The sequence below is a fragment of the Clostridium beijerinckii genome (assembly GCF_008705175.1).
Classification (GTDB): Bacteria; Bacillota; Clostridia; order Clostridiales; family Clostridiaceae; genus Clostridium; species Clostridium beijerinckii.
This window is the reverse complement of sequence record NZ_CP043998.1, coordinates 3,591,955-3,610,231: the sequence shown is the minus strand read 5'-3', so window position 1 is coordinate 3,610,231 and position 18,277 is coordinate 3,591,955. Positions and strand designations below refer to the sequence as shown.

Genomic DNA, 18,277 nt, shown 5'->3' with positions numbered 1-18,277 from the left:
GAAAAAACAAATTGATTTTTGATATAATATTTACTATAGTTTTAAGGAATATTATCATTGAGTTAGATAAATGAAATAAGATGTGGAAATTATCAGCAAATGGTTTAAGTATAAAGGCTGGGTGAGAAATAAATGTTAGAACAAAAAGAAAATTTAAATAAAGAAGTATTATTTGAAGAAAGTAACTTTATTAAGCAAAAGACATTGAATACTATAATTGGAATGACAGAGAGGATAGCTAAAATTGATGGAAATACCAAAACAATAGTCCCATTTTTTTCGGTTACCAGGCACAGTCATGAAATTCCTATAACTCCTGGAGTTATGAATCCTGCATTTAGTATTATTCTTCAAGGAAGAAAGGAGTTTCATTTCGGAGATGAGACTATACATTTTAATGCAGGTGATTTTGCAGCGTCTATTATTGATATGCCTGTATCCGTACAAGTGATAGGAGCATCAAAAGAGTTGCCCTGTATTAGTCTGCGTATTGATTTTACTACAAGTGAAATTGCTTCTGTAATACTGGATGCTAAAATTGAATTTAACATAAAAAATAAGAATCTTTATTTAGGAGCATTTGTAGGAAAATCAGATGAGGAACTATTAGATTTATTTATCAGACTTTTGAAGCTAATAAATAAATCTAAGGATACTTACTTTTTATCGCAGCTTATTAAGCGAGAAATGATTTATCACTTATTGAGTGGAGAGTACGGATACTTGTTTTTTCAACAGGTTCTAGCTGAACAGCAGGCAGATGGAATAGGTAAAGCAATAGAATGGATCAAGGAAAATTATAAACGTTCTTTTACCGTGGAAGAGCTAGCAAAATCAAATAATATGAGTGTATCAGGACTGCACCATAAGTTTAAAGCTGTAACTGCCATTGGTCCGCTACAATATCAGAAAGAGCTGCGACTTCATGAAGCAAGACGACTCATGTTTAGTGATTCTATTGATGTTACTACTGCTGCCATGGAAGTTGGTTATGAAAGCTCATCTCAATTTACCAGGGAATATAAGCGGTTATTTGGACAGCCGCCACTAAAACATATAAGAGCTTTGCGAAAAAGTTTTGAAAATGGTGAATTTCAAAGTGGTATATAAGGCGTATCATTTGGTGATAATAGATGGTTACAATACTTAGACAGAATAGAAAATTCATTGCAAAGAGCCTATAAAAAATGAAAAGAACACTATTTGATATAATGTTCTTTTCATCTTTTTAAAGTACCCATACCTGTAGAAATAAACCCAATAATCTCAGAAATTAGAAGTTCTTGAGGGATTGGTCTATTCTGAACTTCCCATTTGTAAATTACATTATAAATAGAAGTGCTCATCATTGTTGCAACTAATTGGGCACGTATTTGTTCATTTTCAGCTAATTCATGGTCTTTTATTAGCATCTCATAGATTATGGAATATAGCTCACAAGATATTTTATCTCCTATTAAAGGTAAAATAGAGGCAAAACCGCACTTGCAGATGCTTTTTACCATTTCAAAGTACTCACAAACGCAAAGAATGAGGATTCGTATAGTATTCTCATTTAGGCGCATCTCGCCTAGTAGTTTATGGGAAAAGATCTCAGAGAATTTCTCTACTATGACGGTGTCCAGTAGTGCATATTTATCTGTAAAATGTGCATAGAAGGTTGCACGGTTTATGGTGGCCACGGTAGTAATATCCTTGACTGTAATGGAGTCAAAGCCTTTTTTAGTAACTAGTGAAATAAAAGCGTTGATAATAAGATCACGGGTTCTTTTTACTCTAGGATTATTTATATTTACTGACATATTATTACCTCATTTAAAAGAATTTTAGTTAAACTCATATTGCAGATTTAGTTTTATGCAAGCAACACTTTATCAATTTTGTTGGTTGAAAAATATATAAGCTAAATTTATAATCATTATAAGCAACACGAGTTGTTTTTGCAATATAGGTTGCTAGAATAATTGTTTGAAATAAATATTTATTACTTGGAGGTAAATATGTCAACTATAAATCCAAACTGTAAATGCATAAATAAAAGCTGTAAAAATCACGGTAATTGTAAAGCCTGTCGAGAGTATCACAAAGGGCAATCATATCTTAATCAAACATATTGTCAGGCTGGTGCAGTTAAATTCATAACTAAAGGATTAATATCTAAGTTAAAGTTACATTCTTAGCATATAACTTAGCAATTCAAATGCGGACTTACTATAAAATAAAAAAGGGTGGGAGTGTTGAAATATGAATTTAGATAATCCGATTTTCAAGAAGTCAATTATAGAAGTTATAAAAGCAAGAACATCTATGAGGTCATATAATGGAGTGCCTTTGGACAAAACAATAGGCGATAGCATAATAGATGCTATAATAGCAAGTTATTTTCGCGTTTTTCCTCATGAACTTTTTTTCTTTCTTCGTTAATAATTTGCGCCGCGTTAGGAGATGTATACTTCACTATTTTGGTATGAATAAGGTCTAAATTTTCATTGAGATCATTTATTTGGTTTAAAATTGCTTCTTGATGTTTTAAAAGTAATTCTTTTCGTGAATCTATGGTTCTAGAACCTTCCATGCAGAAATCAATATATTTTTTTATATCCTTAAGTTGCATGCCAGTATTCTTTAGACAACAAATTGTTCTAAACAGGCTTACGTCTGATTCAGTAAAAACTCTGTTTCCTGATTTATTTCTCAAAACAAATGGCAGAAGACCCTCTTTGTCATAGAAACGAATTGTATAGATAGAAACGCCAAACATTTTTGATATATCTTTTATTGTATAAGTCAATTTTAAAATCCCCTTTAAAATTTATTAAAAAAAGCTTGACCTAGATATATCTCTAGGTATTAACATGAGTATAAATCATAGGAAATTAAATTTCAAGTAACTTATACCTTCTTGGATTAATATTAAAACTGATGACTAAGGAAATACTGTCTTTGAAATATAAGTAGCGGTATAAATAATGAGATATTAATTTCTAAATGGTTAATAAATACTTAAAGGAGAGGTTTTTATGAACCCCAATAGTAAAATTGCATTAGTTACAGGTGGAAGTCGTGGAATTGGTAGAAATTCTGCAATAGCCCTATCTAAAAAGGGTATAGATGCAATTATCACTTACAATAATCAAAAAGAAAAAGCAGATGAAGTTGTAAAAGAAATTGAAGCAAATGGTGGTAAAGCTGCTGCTATTCAGCTTGATGTAAGTAATATATCTTCATTTGATTCCTTTGCATCTAAGTTATCAGATGTTTTAAAGGATAAATGGAATAGAGAGCACTTTGATTTTTTAATTAATAATGCTGGAATTTCAAGCCATACTCCTATTTTAGAAGTTACAGAAGAAGAGTTTGATAAAATAGTTAATGTACACTTTAAAGGAGTTTTCTTTTTAACACAGAAACTAATTCCGCTTATTGCTGACAAAGGTGGAATTGTAAACACTTCAACAGGATTGACCCGTTTTACAGCCCCAGGTTCGGGACTTTATGCTGCTGCGAAAGGTTCAGTAGAAGTTTTTACTAGATATTTAGCGATAGAATTAGGAGCTAGAGGCATAAGAGCGAATACGATAGCTCCTGGACCTGTTAACACTGAGTTTAGTGGAGACACTTATATTAAAAATCCAAGTTTGAAAGATACGATTGGTTCTTATGCTGCACTCGGAAGAATTGGAGAAGCTTCTGATATTGGAGGTGTTGTGGCTAGTCTATGCGCAGATGAAATGGGATGGGTTACCGGTCAACGTATTGAAGCATCTGGCGGTATGTTAGTATAATTAAAAGATATTACTCTTAATCAACAAGATCTTATAAGCTTTCGTTGATTAAGAGTGCATATATGGAGCTTTTTTAAGATAAGAAATTTATATTTACTTTTATAAAATAATAAAATATTAATATATTTTATTTAGTGCTATATTCGTTCAATATCAAGTTCACTCATTCTTCCTTCACAAAACTCCCGGGGGCTTTTATGAGCGAAGCGAATTTGCTAATGAACTAATCAGTGTTACGGCTGAAAAAGGGTTTAATAACGTTATTGATGCATTTCACGTTGAAGCCATAACATTGACCATTAAAGCTGACGAGGAGAAGTACCATAATACTGTTTAAAGGCCTTATAGAAATTGCTGCTATTGCTGTATCCGAGCATATCAGCAATTTTTTCAATGGAAAGATCTGTATGATTCAATAATAGCTTCGCTCTTCGCATACGTGATTCAGCTAGCAGAGCAGAAAAGGTCTTCCCTGTCTTTTCCGGCAAAAGACGGGAAATATAGACGGGGTGATATCCGAAATGGGATGCAATGTCATTCAATGTTACAGAATCAGAGTGTGATTCGATATATTCCATAATCCGGTCAATTAATGTCGTGCCAGTAGGTAGACGCTGACGCTTGTACTCATAGGAAAGATACATTGCAAGGGACATGACCATAGGTTTTAAAATTTTCTGTGAGTCCTCTGTTTTATGAGCATATTCAAGAATCATGACATTCAGCAGCTGCCAGATTGGCGAAGAAGCTGGAATTTCCAGATGAACGAACTCTTCTGCATATTTGTTTTTCTGTGGTTCCAGAAAAAAATTAAGCATGGAGCTATCTGCTGAGAGCGCACTCAGGTATTCCCGGAAAAAGGTTTCTTTACGAATCAGTACTCCTAGAATAATACATTCGTGATCAGAATCACGCTTAACAGCATAGCCGCTATAGGGCTGACCGATATAGCAGTCTCCTTCTTTTACCGTGATCCGATTGTTATAGTTGGCGCTTAATGCATCATAATCTCCGTGGTAAGCAAAATGAATGAAAAAAAAGTCCTGGCGGTGAAAACGCTCCTCAATTTTTTCCCCTTTAAATGCACACACCATAACTTCCTCGGATTTCTCTCCCAACCAATGCGAAATCAGTTCGTTATTTCCTGAGGACGGATCCGGGCTAAAGTCCCAATTGAGGTGCGGAAAGTCCTGACCGAGTTTTTCTAATGCGTGATCGATTTCGGTATCGCAATTCCAAGACATAACAACGTTCCTTTCTTCAGATTTCTGAGCAATTCTTTCAAGCATTGCAACGTTTTTAGTAAATCAGATATTTTTATATCTAATTGTAGGTTAAAATACGCCATAATTCAAGTTAATATTTAGCGCTGATTTGGAAGGTGAAAATCTATATGATTGAGTAGTAGCAAGAAAGTTCAAATTGAAAGGAATAGAACTTATGTATAATTTTGACTTTTATATGCCAACAAAAGTATTATTTGGAGCAGGAAAATTTCAGGAGCCGCATACAGAAGTGCTTCCAGGAAAGAAAGCACTAATCGTGACATCCGGAAAAGATTTTATCAGAGCATTGGATGAACTGATCGAAGCAGTCGTATGTAAACATCTCCGAATGAGTGATGCAGGAATCAAGGAAGAAGAGCTCGCAAAGTATCCGAAGAGAATACACGAGGTGCTCGGCGGTGACATTACCGCAGACCCGTTACCGCTTACGGATGAAGATTATCTTGAAATCTATAAGAAATCATATCGTTAAGAGCATAATGCATCGAATAACTGTGATTTATTACATAATTTAAGGAGGATAAATATGTCTAGAAAAAATATCGGAGCAAAGCCATACATCACACCGATGCCGGTTTTGATGATTTCATCTTATGATGAGGCTGAAAAGCCGACCGCAATGTTAGCAGTATGGGGCGGAATCACGAATGAGACAGAAATTACTATTACCGTAGCATCCCAGAGAAACACGTTAAAGGGAATTCTTGCCAGAGGTTCCTTTGTTGTAAGTATGGCGGATGTGGAAAATGAAGTTGCCTGTGATTACCTTGGTATAACAACAGGAAATAAAGTGGAAGATAAGTTTGAGAAGTCCGGATTCAATACAACAAAGTCTGAATTCGTAGATGCACCGATTATCGATGAGCTTCCTTTTGCCGTTGAGTGCAGAGTGAAGAGCTATGATGAGGAAACTTGGAGACTGGTAGGCGAAATCGTCAATGTAAGTCTGGATGAACGGATTCTTGGAGAAGATGGCAAGATATCTTTTGAAAAATTCCATCCGATCACTTTCGATTGGATGAATAAGTCATATCTGTCCGTTGGTGAAAAGGTCGGTGATGCTTACCGCGATGGACTTCAGTTGAGAGAGAAGAACTAAGAGGAGGCTGTTTATTATGATGAAAAATTTAGGTTCAAACGCTTTTTCGTATGGGTATCCAGCGCCGGTTTTAATGGTTGGCACTTATAATGATGATGGAACAGTCAATGTGATGAATTTGCATGAGTGTACAAGGACGAATGCAGGTGATCTTGCATTATGTATTGGTCCACGTAGTAAGACGCATGAAAACATTAAAAAGAGACGCGCATTTACTGTTGCACTGGTTAATAAGAATTTGATAAAGGAAGTGGATTATTTTGGAATTGTAAGCGGCCAGAGAGTTCCTGATAAATTTGAAAAAACAGGATTGAAGGCTGTAAAGAGTGAACGCGTCAATGCCCCTATCATCGAAGGCAGTCCACTAGTCATCGAATGCGAACTCATAGAGGTTGTAAGAGCAAATAATTTCACTACTGTACTTGCCAGGATTGTCAATGTAGCGGTAGATGAGTCAGTGTTAGATAAAACCGGCATAATTGATGCCAAGAAAACAGGAATGTTATTTTTTGATTCGTTCAGCAACAGCTATTTTTCATTAGGTGAGAAAGCCGGAGATGCATGGGTCGAAGGAAAAAAATATCTGTAAATTCTTGTTTTGCATGAGATTTGCATTTATATGAGATTAATACGAGATGTTAAAGATGAACGATAAAATTATGTCGGTCGTTTTTGCCGGACATGGGAGCCCTATGGTGGCATTAGATAACAATGAAATTACAGAAGGTATGCAATCTAGGCTTCATGGCTATGACAGGGTTCGTTTTCGGATTATAATACACGGAACATGAGTCGATGTTAGATATAACAAAAAATCGATGCCAGGAAAATCAGTTTGTAGGGATATAATAGATATTGTTTTGATATGTTTCCTAAACGAGGGAATCTAGAAACATCAACGCTGTCATGTCGAGCCACGTGGAGACGGTAATTTTGATGACGAATAGTGGCTCTAAGGTCAAGTGAGACGGGTCAATCACAATATGTAGTGGTTTTAAAGTGAAAAATGAGAAAAAATCGGGACTGAAAAATGCGTTTTTCAGCCCGATTTTTTTGCCCTGCTTATAGATGACATTCGAGATTTTCATTGGTTGATAATTAATGGCTCAATAGAATAAGACAATATAAAACTCTATTGTGCGAATATTTATCTAACTTGTTGGGGCACTTTATTTCTTGAGAATAACTTTTTTACTAAAAATATGAATTCCAATCCAGCATAGCAATAATAACACCTGTGCCAGAACAACAAGCCATAGTACCTGCATGTATCCACCTATAATGCAAAATATGGTATTAACCAGTGGAAAACCCAGGAATGTAAACATGATAGGAAAATCTTTTTTGTAATCCATAGAACTAATGACCTTACGATCCCAGAACTTGGTTAAGGTTAACACTAAAACTCCCGCTGAAATTACAGTAAGTGCAATCAACATTACCCATTGCATATTAGAAGTTCTTGGGAAAAATGGTGCCATATAATTAAAGAAATTGGATAAAGGTGAAACCAAACAAACTACAGAAAGAATGGAAGCCAAAAACGGATATATGTATCCAATTAGTTTACTATAGCCTTTCTTTTTATGCCACCATTCACCGATTAAAATAAATGCAGTCCAGTATCCGGCTATATAGATCCATCCTGTAAAATTCATGACAGGTTCCCCATATATGACAGGTTCACCAGGGATCGGGAAATAACTCCACCGGCCAATGATTCCTTCCGAAGTTTGAAAAATCTGTTTTACTGCGACTGGATCCAGTGAAAAGTCAAAAATCATAGCACTAAGTCCAGTAATGAAGGGTTTAGTCCATGCCGGTATATTGATCGTCTTCAAAACACGTAAAGTTGAGTAAACGATAAGAAACTCGATAATAGGAACAGTTAATGGTATATTGAATATCATTAGGATACTGTGCCCATAGGCGTAAAAACCTTTATTTCCCATAAGTCCCATAGATACCGCAACATTTTCAAAGACTGCGGCGTAGAAAAAGACAAAACATAGGAATTGCATTAATACAATCTTTGGACGTTCTTCGTTTTCAATTATATAGAAAACCATTAATGCGGCGATGATTAGAACTAAAATATCTTGAATAATCCATACAGGTACTATAGTTATATTTCCCATTGTATTACCTCCATTTAAAATTATAATTTATTTGAACGTTCAAATATGTTGTATGTTAAATATATTATAATTATACAGTGCTACTTAATCAACAGGCAGTTCGATAACATTACGTTCGATATCTTACAAATCAGATAAGTGTTGTTCGTTCACTGAATTATTTAAGGAAGGTAAATAAGAGCAACTCAATCATCATTTAAGGTTAAGGCAAGAAAATATTTTTGGGATTTAAAATTATAGAAAATCTATGTAGTAAATGTGGAATTATTACTGAGATTATAGCTAATACTTAGAATGAAGAAGATTAAGAAGTATAGGGATTCTATACGAAAACTTAACTTATACATGAATAAGTTAATAGTTGAAGTAGAAACCCTATGGATGGTTGTGAAGATTTCAAAAGATTTTTTAAAGGACTAACAGATAGACCAAAGAAGGGAGGAAGTTTGTCAAAACTAGCAACATTATAAAACTTGAAAAGCAGATTAGATTACTTCAATGAAAGTAGTATATTCTTTTAGAATCACAAAATAAAACACATTAAACAGGGAATTAAACAAGTTTTATAAAGTTTTATAAGTTTTGGCAACGGTATTATGGCATACGAAAAAGCAGATCGCCGGGTGAGATATACAAAGAGTGTTATAAAAAACAGTTTACTGGAACTTATGAAAGAGCGTCCTATCAGCAAAGTTACAGTGACAGATATATGCAAAAAAGCAGATATAAATCGAAATACTTTTTATTCACATTATGCGAATCAGTTTGAACTTCTTTCAAATATTGAAGGTGAGTTATATGAAGAAATCAGACAGGTTGCGGAACGTACTTTGAACCTTGAAACTTATGAAAAACTATCATATGAAATTTGCAAGTATATAAAGGCAAATAGCAATATATGTGGAGTATTATTTTCAGAGAACGGGGATAAAGAATTATTGAAACGTATTATTTATATCAGCCACGAATTAAATATTGAGAAATGGAAGAAGGAAGAAAAATATATTGATCAAAAACTATTTGATAATTGGTACACATTTACCGCATATGGCACTATAGCCGTAATAGAAAAGTGGGTCAATAGTGGTATGAAGGAAAGTCCAAGTAAAATTGCTGCTTTTATTAATAAAGCGACAGAAGCAGTATCGAAAGATTTTTATTGATACTCCCTAGAACCATCTGTATCAATAGATACTCCAAGTTTAGATGATATATATGTTGCAATTCACAATGCACATTTCACAATTCACAATTACAGATAAAATTCTTGTGATATTTCTAGAATTATGATGAAGGATTATTTTTGCAATATATATATTAATACGATGTATAGAAATAGATGTAGGTCAATAATTTTAGAAAAATAAAGTTAGAGCACAATTAGAATAACGAGTGCAATCTAGAAATATGTATTGAGATAAAGAATTAGCATTAACATAATTTAGTCCTCATTAAAATACCGCATTATTCGTATGAATTTGCAGTATTTTTTTGTACAAGTAATGCGTAACTCTAATACAATATCAAATGTTAAGAAAATAATTATTAAAAGATTAAAAAATAAAAGAGTATAATATATCCATAAATTAATTTATGAATGGAGGAATATTAATGGAAAAGCTTACTATTGAGGGATTGCAAGAACAAGTTAACTTATATAAAGAGAAAATAGAGTCAGTAATTAAAGAAAATGCTAGGCTTTGTAGAGAAATAGAAGAAATAAAAGCTGATAAAAGCGCTGTTAGTGTCAAGGAATATGATATTCTATTAAGCAATTTAGAATCATTAAAATTAGAACTTGAAGAGTATAAGAATTTATATTTTCGTGAGAAACAGAGAGTTAGAGTCCGTCAAGTAAAGAATTCAAGAAATGTTGGAAGAAAACCTGTATCAGATGAATTAAGAAATAGAGCATTAAATTTAAAAGAGCAAGGACTGAATATACGGAGCATTGCTAAAGAATTAAATATCGCGCTTGGTACTGTACTCAAAATAGTTAATGAACAAAAATAATGGTTAAGATTATATACAATAGCAATTATTAAGCAGAATCATTTGGTTGCATAAATCAAGTTTATACATATTTATCCAATAAATTTCCGTTTATTCCAATATTTTGACGTTTTATTCCATTTCTATTTACATTGTTATAAGAATGTGCATATTATAGGTTATAGAAACAAAATATGTAAATTAATTTGATAAGGCTTAAAGCTGTGAAAAGGCAGAATGGTAATTAATATAGAAATTCAATTTGATTTTTCTGATCTATTATTATCTATATTAATTTTCTAAGTAATATGCCTATATACTATGGGGTTCATAAAGAAATTTATAGAATTTTAATCATTGTTATTATGTTTGTTTTATTATGCATAATAATCATGAAATCATTATTAAAAATAAAGGGATGATCGAAAATGTCTCTAACTGAAAAAATAGCAACTAAAATCGGTAGTAATGCAAAAATATTTTTGAATATCAATGAAGAACAAGAGCAGATAATCGTATATGGAGCAATAAATTTGTTTCAAATGCTATTTGCTATCTTATGGGTCATAATTGCTGGGTTGCTTTTTGGAGTGTTTTATGAAGCTTTAATATTTTCTATTAGTGCCAGCATTCTTAGAAAATATTCAGGCGGTGTACATGCATCCTCACCAAGCCGATGTGTTATAATAGGAACATTTTCAGCAGCATTAGCTGGAATTTTAATTAATAATATATTTTACAGCATAAATAGTATTACTGTAGCAGTAATAAGCGGTGTTATTATAATATTTGCATTTATAACAGTTTTTAGAAATGCACCTGTAGATAGTATTAAGAAGCCTATTAAAAATATTGAAACTAGAAAGCAATTTAAGAGGAAATCTATTTTTGTTATATTTATTTTTTCATTTATAATGATAATTTTATTCATGCTCAACGAAAAATTTTCAGAATTGTATTACATAAAATTAATAGAAAGTATTGGAGTTGGAGTCTTATGGCAGACTATTACTCTTACTAAGAATGGAATAAACTTTTTAAACAAAGTTGACTACGCCGTAAAATACATAATTGAGGGAATGGGAACATCAGTGACACCAAAGACGAAATAACTTTAAAAATGGGACAAATAAAACAATCATTTTCATAGTAGAAATATGATTGTTAAAATATACATGAAAATAAGCGTGTGGAAGCGGACACAGCAAAAAAGGAGAAAATGTAAAAACAATTTGAAATAGCGATTAATATAGAAAATACTTTAACTTTTAAATATAGAAAATATTAAATGAAAGAGAGGAATGTAATGTTTAGACTTACTTGCGTAGATTTCTTTTTTAGACTTATTCCAGAATCATTTATTTTAATATGGGGGATACACATATTTTCTAGAAAAACTATTGATATGTTTAAATACATACTTTCAAGTTTAATATTAGCTATATTGTGCTTTATTATAAGATGTTTACCTATATACTATGGAGTAAATACAGATATTTGTATAATGCTAACTATAATTATTGTTATGTTTATTATTGATATACCGTTAATAAAAAATCTGCTAGGGACTTTTTTATTATATTTTATGCTTTCTTTAAGTGAAACCATGAATATGTTATTACTTAATAGTTTAAATGTAAGTACAGATATTTCTGTTTTACAGCCAATAACAAGATTCATATATGGGATTCCAAGCTTAATTATATTTATAATATCAATAATAATTTTGAAATGTGTACTAAAAAATAAGAAAGTCATTCCAAATTATCTTTAATATAAATATGGAATGAAGAGGAGCTGAAATTAATGAACAATATTTTTAAAATTTTATTACTTAAACTTACATCAAATATTTGTACAAGAATGGCGCTTAGTGTTTCTGCGTCAGCATGTCATTGGGGATTATATCAACCTGAAGAACCAAAATGTCTAAGAGATATTAATAATCATTAATATCAATGTTAAAAGGAAAAACTGTCATAAATTTAATTGACAATTTTTCCTTTTAATAATTATCTATTGAAAGGAATATATCTGTATGGGGAATTATGTAAGAAGTCATAATAACAAACTAAAAGAAATGGTGTGTTTTATTAAAATTGCAATTATAGTATTTGTTAGTATAATAATACATATGAATTTACCAAAGTATTGGTCAAGTTTATATATACACGAAAATACTAAATTTAACATATATATAGTAAGTTTTTCTTCGCTCATTATTGGAATAAATTTCATTATGTGTTTAATAATTACTGGTATAGTCTTACAAAAAAGAATTTTGTTAAAAAATTCATGGTTAATAGATAATATCATTTTTACATTTATTATATCCATACCTATATATTTATCCAAAGCACATCAAAGTGAATGCAAATATTTATTTCTATTATTAATAATATATTCAATTATTCAATATGGTTCTAAATGTGGGATAGTAACATCAATTTTTTCTTCTGGTGTTATTCTTGGAGCAGATTTATTGTATGCTCCCTTAGAAAATGGCGTTAATATATACTTTCAAAAAGATTTAATAATGTGTGGTGTATTTATTCTTGTTGCGTGGATCTTGGGATACTATGTTAATATAGAAGCTGAAAATAATAAAAAGAAAGATGAAACTCTTAATACATTAAGCAATGAAAAAAAAGAGATGGAATCTCTATTATTAAATAATAAAATTTGTTATGATATGCTATTTGAAAATTCATTAAACTCAATTATTGTACATACAAATGGAGAAGTTATATATGCTAATGCAAGTGCAACTAAATTATTAGGTTTAAAGGGCGAGAACTTTTATAATCATTATTTATCGGAAGTTAACAAAGATATTAAAAAGAAATATTCAAGTATTAGCCATAATAAGCTTGTAAAGATTACAAGTGAGGAGAGCATATTAAATTCTGATGGTGAATTCATTCCGGTGATTAATACATCATCTTTTTTTACTTATAAAGGGAAACCATCAGTTTTGACATTTTTAAGAGATATAACATCTGAAAAGAAAGTTGAATCTCTACAAGAAGATATAGAAAAAAATCTAAAGTTACTTAATGAGTCAAGAGAATTTAACAATCTTATAATGGACTTTTTTACTAATATGTCTCACGAGCTTAAGACACCTGTTAATGTAATTTATTCAGCAGTTCAAACTGTAGATGTTTATTTTGGGAACTATAATTTGGAAAATATGAAGAAATGTAAATTATACTTTAAAACAATGAAACAAAATTGTTTAAGACTGATTAGAATAATAAATAATTTTTTAGATGTAACTAAGTTAAATTCTGATTCTGGATTTATTAGAATAAAAAAAAGAAATGGCAATATTGTAAATATTATCGAAGAGATTACCCAATCTGTGGCATCTTATGTCAATGATAAAGATATAACACTTATATTTGATACAAACGTTGAGGAGAAGATCATGGGATTTGACCATGATATGATGGAACGTATAATGCTTAATTTAATATCGAATGCTCTTAAATATAGCCATTCTAAGGGAAATATATATGTTGAGTTTATAGACAAACAAACAAGTGTTAACGTTAAAGTAAGGGATGAAGGGGATGGCATTCCAAAGGACAAACTTAATTTTATATTTGAACGTTTTGGCAAAGTGGATAACACTCTTTCAAGAAAATGTGAGGGAACTGGAATAGGATTATATCTTGTTAAATCTTTTGTTGAAATGCATGGTGGGAAAATAAGTGTTTCAAGTGTTGAAGGACAAGGTAGTGAATTTATAATAGAATTACCAGTAGAATTGATTAAAAATGAAGAAGAAGAAGATAAAATTCTATTTAAAACTAATATAGAAAAAATACAAATAGAATTTTCAGATATATACTCTCTACAGAGTTAAAAATATAGATAGTACTTTAAATTGGATATGAGCTGTGGGGATAAAGGTAAATTGTAATTTGGAGGCTAATAAACTAAAGGATACTTATAAATATTGAAATAGAATAAATTTAAAATTAACAAGAGGGGAAATTAAATGAAAAATGTAATAACTATTCAACATACACAATCTATTCATCATACTAATGGGATGGTTGGTTCTTGGACTGATTGGGATTTATCAGAGGTGGGAATACAACAAGCGAATAATATTGGAAAAAACTTATCAAATCAGTTATCAGATAAAAAGTATGTATTGTATTCTTCAGATTTATTAAGAGCTAAGCACACAGCAGAAATTGTAGGAAGGCATTTGGGAGTTGCACCAATTTTTGTTGCTGAATTGAGAGAAAGAAACCTTGGAAAATGTGTTGGAAAGTCTGTACAATGGCTGCGAGATAATATAGAAGTACAAGAAAAATCTATTGATGATAAGATGTTTTCTGATGCAGAAAGCAGAAGAGATGAATGGAATAGATTATTACCATTTTTTAATGAGCTAATGACCAATAAATATGAGAATGTAATTATAGTTTCTCATGGAGATTTACTTAGTGTATTTAATACAATGTGGTTAGGTATGGATATTGAAATGCTTAACAAAAGTGAAATATTTGGATTAGCTGGTGGAGTTAGTTTTATGCAAGAAACCGCTGACGGGAAACGATTAATTAAGCGAATTAGCGATATGTCTTATATAAAGTAATATGGAAGTTTTTCTTTAATTATAAGAATTTTACGAAGCTTGAAAGTTCGACAAATTCAAATTTATCGAGATGCCTATAAAGAGTTTTCAGAAAGAAAGTTTACGTATTTTATAAATTAAGAATAGTATCGAATGAATGAAGAACGGATGAGTATAAATATGAATTAGAAATGTGCGAGCATTATTATATAGATGAGGATGAAGGTCAGGAAGTTAGAAGCTTATGTTTTAAAACTGGTAAGGGATATAACGCTTCAAATGGAGTTATAGCTGATTTAAAAAATACTATATTAAAATATAATTTAGAATAGGGAATGTTAATTATTAAAAATAATTGACAAATAAATACGCTGTAACTATAATGGTTACAAGGAGGGAATATTTATGATGCAGATTAGCAGTAGATTTACTGTAGCAATTCATATTCTTGCTGCCTTAGAAATTAGCAATGATGTTTGTACATCTGAAGTGATTGCAGGTAGCATACAGAATAACCCAGTTGTTGTAAGGCGGATTATTGGTATGCTAAAAAAGGCTGAACTGGTTGATGTCAATAGTGGAGGTGGCGGTGCCTATCTTCTAAAGCCAGTTGAAGATATTACTCTTTTTGATGTATATAAAGCAGTTGATGTAGTTGAAGACGAAAAGCTCTTTCAGATACATGAAAATACTAATCAGGAATGTATTATAGGTGCAAATATTCAAGATGTATTAATGTTAATGTTACCCAAAGCTCAATCGGCGATGGAAGAGGTATTAAAAAGTTATACAATGGCAGATATTGTTGCAGGTATATTGGAAAAAAAGTTGAATTGAAAGATTCAATTTTTTTTAGAACTGTTGTAACTGGAATTGTTACAGTTACAATGGCGATTGTGTTAATGTAAGATATTCAAGCATAAATAAATGAAATTCATGTGTATGCAAGCAAGTAGAAATTTATCGGATTGCTATATCTAAAATTATTTAGATAGTAAATCAGCATAGTGCAATAAAAGAAAAAATAAATGTAAGAGGAAGGAAAACTAACATGAGAACATTATTTGATAAAACAGTTATTAATAGGATGGAAATTAAAAATCGCTTTATTCGTTCAGCGACACAGGAACTTATGGCCCATGAGGATGGTCACTTAAATGATAGGCTGTATGAACTGTATGAAAATCTTGCTAAGGGAGGTGTTGGTTTAATTATTACAAGTGGTGCTTATATTACAGCAGATTCTAAATCCATGCCTGGACAAATTGGTTTCTACAACGATAATTTTATAGAGGAATACCAAAAGCTTACAGATATAATTCATGGCCATGAAAGTAAAGTATTGCTTCAGGTGAACTATGCTACTAAAAACGGTCAAAATCTAAAAACAGATGATGTTTCTTTGGAAGATATAGGAGCAATCATTTCTGCCTTTGGAGATGCAGCAGCTAGAGCTGAAAAAGCTGGCTTCGACGGAGTAGAGATTCACGCTGCACATGGATTCCTTCTGAGCCAATTTTTAAGTAGTAGAACAAATATGAGAACCGATCAATATGGAGGAACTCTTGAAAATAATGCAAGGATAATTATTGAAATATATAATGCCATAAGAAGTAGAACAAGTAAAGATTTCGTTGTGTTTTTAAAAGTTAATAGTTTCGATGAAATTGATAGCGAAAAAGCTTTTGAGGATTGCCAATATATCTGTAGTCAACTTTCTGATTCTGGAATCGATGGGATAGAAATAAGTGGTGAGGGTGAAGCTTCAGATTATAAGGAATCTATATACAGGGATTATGCAGCTAAAATTTCTGCATCAAATAATAATATCCCGATAATTTTGGTGTGCAAAAACAGAACACCAGACACCATGGTGCAGATACTAAATTCAACAGGGGTAGAATATTTTGCTTTATCAAGACCATTAATTCGCCAACCGGATTTAGTAAATCTTTGGATGAAGGATTTAAATGAAGTACCAAAATGTATATCATGTTCAAAATGTATGCAACCAAATGGAACATCATGCATTTTTAACAAAGATTGATTTATCATAAACATTTGTTAAAGATAAATATGTTGCAAAAATGATTCTTCATCATAATTCTAAAAATACTGCAAGAATTTTAACCGTAATTCTAGCTTGTGAAATGTGCACTGTGAATTGCAACATATATAAATAAATGTTTATGATTCAATTGTTACATTATCTGTATTGGTAAATACATTAGAGTAAATAATTAAGTAAAACTAAAATTTAAGGGGAGATGAAAAATGGATTTTTTAGAATTAGCAAAAAAAAGATACTCAGCTCGTAAGTATGACGGGAAAAAAGTTGAAGATGATAAGTTGGGAAAAATATTGGAAGCTGCAAGAGTTGCACCTTCTGGAAGTAACAAACAACCTGTTAAATTACTTATATTAAAAGATGAAGAGGGATTAGAAAAAGTTTCAAAGGCGGCACGAATCTACGGGGCACCACTTATTATAGTTGCATGCGGTGATCACAATATTGCTGGAGTTATACCTTTTAACAACAAAAGTGTAGTTGATATTGACACAAGCATTGCAACTGATCATATGATGATGGAAGCAACCTCTCTTGGATTAGACAGTGTTTGGATTTGTAGTTTCGACCCAGAAGTTATCAGACGTGAATTTAATTTGCCTCATAATATTGAACCAATTAATGTTCTGGCAATAGGTTATGCAGTTGGAGAGCCAGCTTCTCCAAATCGTCATGATAAAACCCGCAAATCTTTAGATGATCTGCTTTTGTAGGAGTAGGATATTCTATAGATAATATTAATAAGTATAAACAATCAATAGTATAAATAAAGTTTAAAGGCAATAAACATTCAAAATCAATGAAGTGCCCCCCAAATGTTAGAAATATGATATACTCATATTTAATATTTGGAGGGCACTTCATAATGTTTATTGCCTTTTTCTTAAGCTACGTTATGAGAATCATCATTAGGACTGTCAGTATCAATAGCTACTCCAAGTTTAGCTGATATTATAGTATTTAACCTATTAATTGATGAGGATAAGTTATCAATTTGTCTTTCTAAGCGTATTAGCAAATATGCTGCTACAGCTATAGCAAAGCCATTGTTAACCATAAGATTAATTAAATCAGTTACCTGCATATATATCCACCTCCTTTTAATGGATATATGAATGTACATAAACAATTTTAAAATAATTAATGAAATTATTATATATACGTTGCAAAAATAATTCTTCATCATAATTCTAAAAATATTACAAGCTCAAAACATTTAGTCAATATTCTTATATGGTAAAGAATATATATTCTCCACCATATTTATTCTTCAGAATACTAGAATATATATTCTGATATTCTAGTATTCTAATAT

22 protein-coding genes are annotated in these 18,277 nt (G+C 31.3%); 17 read left to right on the top strand and 5 right to left on the bottom strand.

Annotation, left to right across the window (positions count from 1 at the left end; all coding sequences use genetic code 11):
* The first annotated feature begins 132 nt into the window (after positions 1-132).
* Positions 133-1,110, top strand: a complete 978-nt coding sequence (locus F3K33_RS16150) for an AraC family transcriptional regulator (RefSeq protein WP_039773578.1) — start codon at positions 133-135, stop codon at positions 1,108-1,110.
* 110 nt (positions 1,111-1,220) lie between these two features.
* Here F3K33_RS16150 and F3K33_RS16145 read toward each other — a convergent pair whose 3' ends face one another.
* A complete protein-coding gene (locus F3K33_RS16145) occupies positions 1,221-1,802 on the bottom strand; it encodes a TetR/AcrR family transcriptional regulator (RefSeq protein ID WP_051144919.1) in 582 nt (193 codons plus the stop codon).
* A 198-nt stretch (positions 1,803-2,000) separates the two neighbouring features.
* On the opposite strand from F3K33_RS16145, the gene F3K33_RS16140 reads away from it, so the two are divergent.
* Positions 2,001-2,180, top strand: coding sequence for a hypothetical protein (locus F3K33_RS16140; protein WP_039773579.1), 180 nt, complete (start codon positions 2,001-2,003; stop codon positions 2,178-2,180).
* 185 nt (positions 2,181-2,365) lie between these two features.
* On the opposite strand, the gene F3K33_RS16130 is transcribed toward F3K33_RS16140, so the two are convergent.
* Positions 2,366-2,791, bottom strand: a complete 426-nt coding sequence (locus F3K33_RS16130) for a MerR family transcriptional regulator (protein ID WP_039773580.1) — start codon at positions 2,789-2,791, stop codon at positions 2,366-2,368.
* A gap of 229 nt (positions 2,792-3,020) precedes the next feature.
* On the opposite strand from F3K33_RS16130, the gene F3K33_RS16125 reads away from it, so the two are divergent.
* Entirely contained in the window at positions 3,021-3,785 is a 765-nt protein-coding gene (locus tag F3K33_RS16125; protein ID WP_039773581.1) for an SDR family oxidoreductase, read from the top strand.
* Positions 3,786-4,084: 299 nt separating this feature from the next.
* On the opposite strand, the gene F3K33_RS16120 is transcribed toward F3K33_RS16125, so the two are convergent.
* Positions 4,085-5,029: a helix-turn-helix transcriptional regulator gene (locus F3K33_RS16120; RefSeq protein ID WP_039773582.1), complete on the bottom strand. Its 945-nt coding sequence runs from the start codon at positions 5,027-5,029 to the stop codon at positions 4,085-4,087.
* Between the two features lie 178 nt (positions 5,030-5,207).
* Here F3K33_RS16120 and F3K33_RS16115 point away from each other — a divergent pair, with 178 nt between their 5' ends.
* From F3K33_RS16115 to F3K33_RS16105, 3 genes are read left to right on the top strand one after another with little or no spacing between them, the layout of a single operon-like run.
* A complete protein-coding gene (locus F3K33_RS16115; RefSeq protein WP_238892680.1) occupies positions 5,208-5,543 on the top strand; it encodes a hypothetical protein in 336 nt (111 codons plus the stop codon).
* A gap of 54 nt (positions 5,544-5,597) precedes the next feature.
* Complete coding sequence (locus tag F3K33_RS16110) at positions 5,598-6,170, top strand: flavin reductase family protein (protein WP_039773583.1); 573 nt, start codon at positions 5,598-5,600, stop codon at positions 6,168-6,170.
* Positions 6,171-6,186: 16 nt separating this feature from the next.
* Complete coding sequence (locus F3K33_RS16105) at positions 6,187-6,759, top strand: flavin reductase family protein (protein WP_039773584.1); 573 nt, start codon at positions 6,187-6,189, stop codon at positions 6,757-6,759.
* 580 nt (positions 6,760-7,339) lie between these two features.
* On the opposite strand, the gene F3K33_RS16100 is transcribed toward F3K33_RS16105, so the two are convergent.
* A complete protein-coding gene (locus tag F3K33_RS16100) occupies positions 7,340-8,308 on the bottom strand; it encodes a carotenoid biosynthesis protein (RefSeq protein ID WP_039773585.1) in 969 nt (322 codons plus the stop codon).
* A gap of 596 nt (positions 8,309-8,904) precedes the next feature.
* On the opposite strand from F3K33_RS16100, the gene F3K33_RS16095 reads away from it, so the two are divergent.
* From F3K33_RS16095 to F3K33_RS16050, 11 genes are all read left to right on the top strand, one after another.
* On the top strand, positions 8,905-9,471 hold the full coding sequence (locus F3K33_RS16095) for a TetR/AcrR family transcriptional regulator (RefSeq protein WP_051144922.1): 567 nt from the start codon (positions 8,905-8,907) through the stop codon (positions 9,469-9,471).
* Positions 9,472-9,919: 448 nt separating this feature from the next.
* A complete protein-coding gene (locus F3K33_RS16090; protein WP_039773586.1) occupies positions 9,920-10,321 on the top strand; it encodes a helix-turn-helix domain-containing protein in 402 nt (133 codons plus the stop codon).
* 407 nt (positions 10,322-10,728) lie between these two features.
* A complete protein-coding gene (locus tag F3K33_RS16085) occupies positions 10,729-11,412 on the top strand; it encodes an accessory gene regulator ArgB-like protein (protein ID WP_039773587.1) in 684 nt (227 codons plus the stop codon).
* A gap of 194 nt (positions 11,413-11,606) precedes the next feature.
* Entirely contained in the window at positions 11,607-12,074 is a 468-nt protein-coding gene (locus F3K33_RS16080) for a hypothetical protein (protein ID WP_039773588.1), read from the top strand.
* 32 nt (positions 12,075-12,106) lie between these two features.
* Positions 12,107-12,253: a cyclic lactone autoinducer peptide gene (locus F3K33_RS16075; RefSeq protein WP_081300627.1), complete on the top strand. Its 147-nt coding sequence runs from the start codon at positions 12,107-12,109 to the stop codon at positions 12,251-12,253.
* An 85-nt stretch (positions 12,254-12,338) separates the two neighbouring features.
* Positions 12,339-14,171, top strand: a complete 1,833-nt coding sequence (locus tag F3K33_RS16070) for a PAS domain-containing sensor histidine kinase (protein WP_039773589.1) — start codon at positions 12,339-12,341, stop codon at positions 14,169-14,171.
* 135 nt (positions 14,172-14,306) lie between these two features.
* On the top strand, positions 14,307-14,915 hold the full coding sequence (locus F3K33_RS16065) for a histidine phosphatase family protein (RefSeq protein ID WP_012059351.1): 609 nt from the start codon (positions 14,307-14,309) through the stop codon (positions 14,913-14,915).
* A 170-nt stretch (positions 14,916-15,085) separates the two neighbouring features.
* Positions 15,086-15,226 (top strand): hypothetical protein, encoded by a 141-nt coding sequence (locus tag F3K33_RS26430; RefSeq protein WP_167514417.1) that lies wholly within the window; start codon positions 15,086-15,088, stop codon positions 15,224-15,226.
* 76 nt (positions 15,227-15,302) lie between these two features.
* Positions 15,303-15,731 carry an Rrf2 family transcriptional regulator gene (locus F3K33_RS16060; protein WP_039773646.1) on the top strand — a complete coding sequence of 143 codons (429 nt, stop codon included), beginning with the start codon at positions 15,303-15,305 and terminating at the stop codon, positions 15,729-15,731.
* Between the two features lie 214 nt (positions 15,732-15,945).
* Positions 15,946-16,941 (top strand): NADH:flavin oxidoreductase, encoded by a 996-nt coding sequence (locus F3K33_RS16055; protein WP_039773590.1) that lies wholly within the window; start codon positions 15,946-15,948, stop codon positions 16,939-16,941.
* A gap of 227 nt (positions 16,942-17,168) precedes the next feature.
* Entirely contained in the window at positions 17,169-17,675 is a 507-nt protein-coding gene (locus F3K33_RS16050) for a nitroreductase family protein (protein WP_039773592.1), read from the top strand.
* A gap of 170 nt (positions 17,676-17,845) precedes the next feature.
* Here F3K33_RS16050 and F3K33_RS16045 read toward each other — a convergent pair whose 3' ends face one another.
* Positions 17,846-18,046 (bottom strand): YvrJ family protein, encoded by a 201-nt coding sequence (locus tag F3K33_RS16045; RefSeq protein ID WP_012059349.1) that lies wholly within the window; start codon positions 18,044-18,046, stop codon positions 17,846-17,848.
* Positions 18,047-18,277: the final 231 nt, after the last annotated feature.

Bases quoted from the DNA above. Each gene is read 5' to 3' on its own strand.
- F3K33_RS16100 (WP_039773585.1), bottom strand. From the start codon at position 8,308: ATGGGAAATATAACTATAGTACCTGTATGGATTATTCAAGATATTTTA.
- F3K33_RS16125 (WP_039773581.1), top strand. From the start codon at position 3,021: ATGAACCCCAATAGTAAAATTGCATTAGTTACAGGTGGAAGTCGTGGA.
- F3K33_RS16075 (WP_081300627.1), top strand. From the start codon at position 12,107: ATGAACAATATTTTTAAAATTTTATTACTTAAACTTACATCAAATATT.
- F3K33_RS16065 (WP_012059351.1), top strand. From the start codon at position 14,307: ATGAAAAATGTAATAACTATTCAACATACACAATCTATTCATCATACT.
- F3K33_RS16095 (WP_051144922.1), top strand. From the start codon at position 8,905: ATGGCATACGAAAAAGCAGATCGCCGGGTGAGATATACAAAGAGTGTT.
- F3K33_RS16105 (WP_039773584.1), top strand. From the start codon at position 6,187: ATGATGAAAAATTTAGGTTCAAACGCTTTTTCGTATGGGTATCCAGCG.
- F3K33_RS26430 (WP_167514417.1), top strand. From the start codon at position 15,086: ATGTGCGAGCATTATTATATAGATGAGGATGAAGGTCAGGAAGTTAGA.
- F3K33_RS16070 (WP_039773589.1), top strand. From the start codon at position 12,339: ATGGGGAATTATGTAAGAAGTCATAATAACAAACTAAAAGAAATGGTG.
- F3K33_RS16090 (WP_039773586.1), top strand. From the start codon at position 9,920: ATGGAAAAGCTTACTATTGAGGGATTGCAAGAACAAGTTAACTTATAT.
- F3K33_RS16120 (WP_039773582.1), bottom strand. From the start codon at position 5,029: ATGTCTTGGAATTGCGATACCGAAATCGATCACGCATTAGAAAAACTC.
- F3K33_RS16140 (WP_039773579.1), top strand. From the start codon at position 2,001: ATGTCAACTATAAATCCAAACTGTAAATGCATAAATAAAAGCTGTAAA.
- F3K33_RS16085 (WP_039773587.1), top strand. From the start codon at position 10,729: ATGTCTCTAACTGAAAAAATAGCAACTAAAATCGGTAGTAATGCAAAA.
- F3K33_RS16060 (WP_039773646.1), top strand. From the start codon at position 15,303: ATGCAGATTAGCAGTAGATTTACTGTAGCAATTCATATTCTTGCTGCC.
- F3K33_RS16145 (WP_051144919.1), bottom strand. From the start codon at position 1,802: ATGTCAGTAAATATAAATAATCCTAGAGTAAAAAGAACCCGTGATCTT.
- F3K33_RS16150 (WP_039773578.1), top strand. From the start codon at position 133: ATGTTAGAACAAAAAGAAAATTTAAATAAAGAAGTATTATTTGAAGAA.
- F3K33_RS16055 (WP_039773590.1), top strand. From the start codon at position 15,946: ATGAGAACATTATTTGATAAAACAGTTATTAATAGGATGGAAATTAAA.
- F3K33_RS16045 (WP_012059349.1), bottom strand. From the start codon at position 18,046: ATGCAGGTAACTGATTTAATTAATCTTATGGTTAACAATGGCTTTGCT.
- F3K33_RS16080 (WP_039773588.1), top strand. From the start codon at position 11,607: ATGTTTAGACTTACTTGCGTAGATTTCTTTTTTAGACTTATTCCAGAA.
- F3K33_RS16050 (WP_039773592.1), top strand. From the start codon at position 17,169: ATGGATTTTTTAGAATTAGCAAAAAAAAGATACTCAGCTCGTAAGTAT.
- F3K33_RS16110 (WP_039773583.1), top strand. From the start codon at position 5,598: ATGTCTAGAAAAAATATCGGAGCAAAGCCATACATCACACCGATGCCG.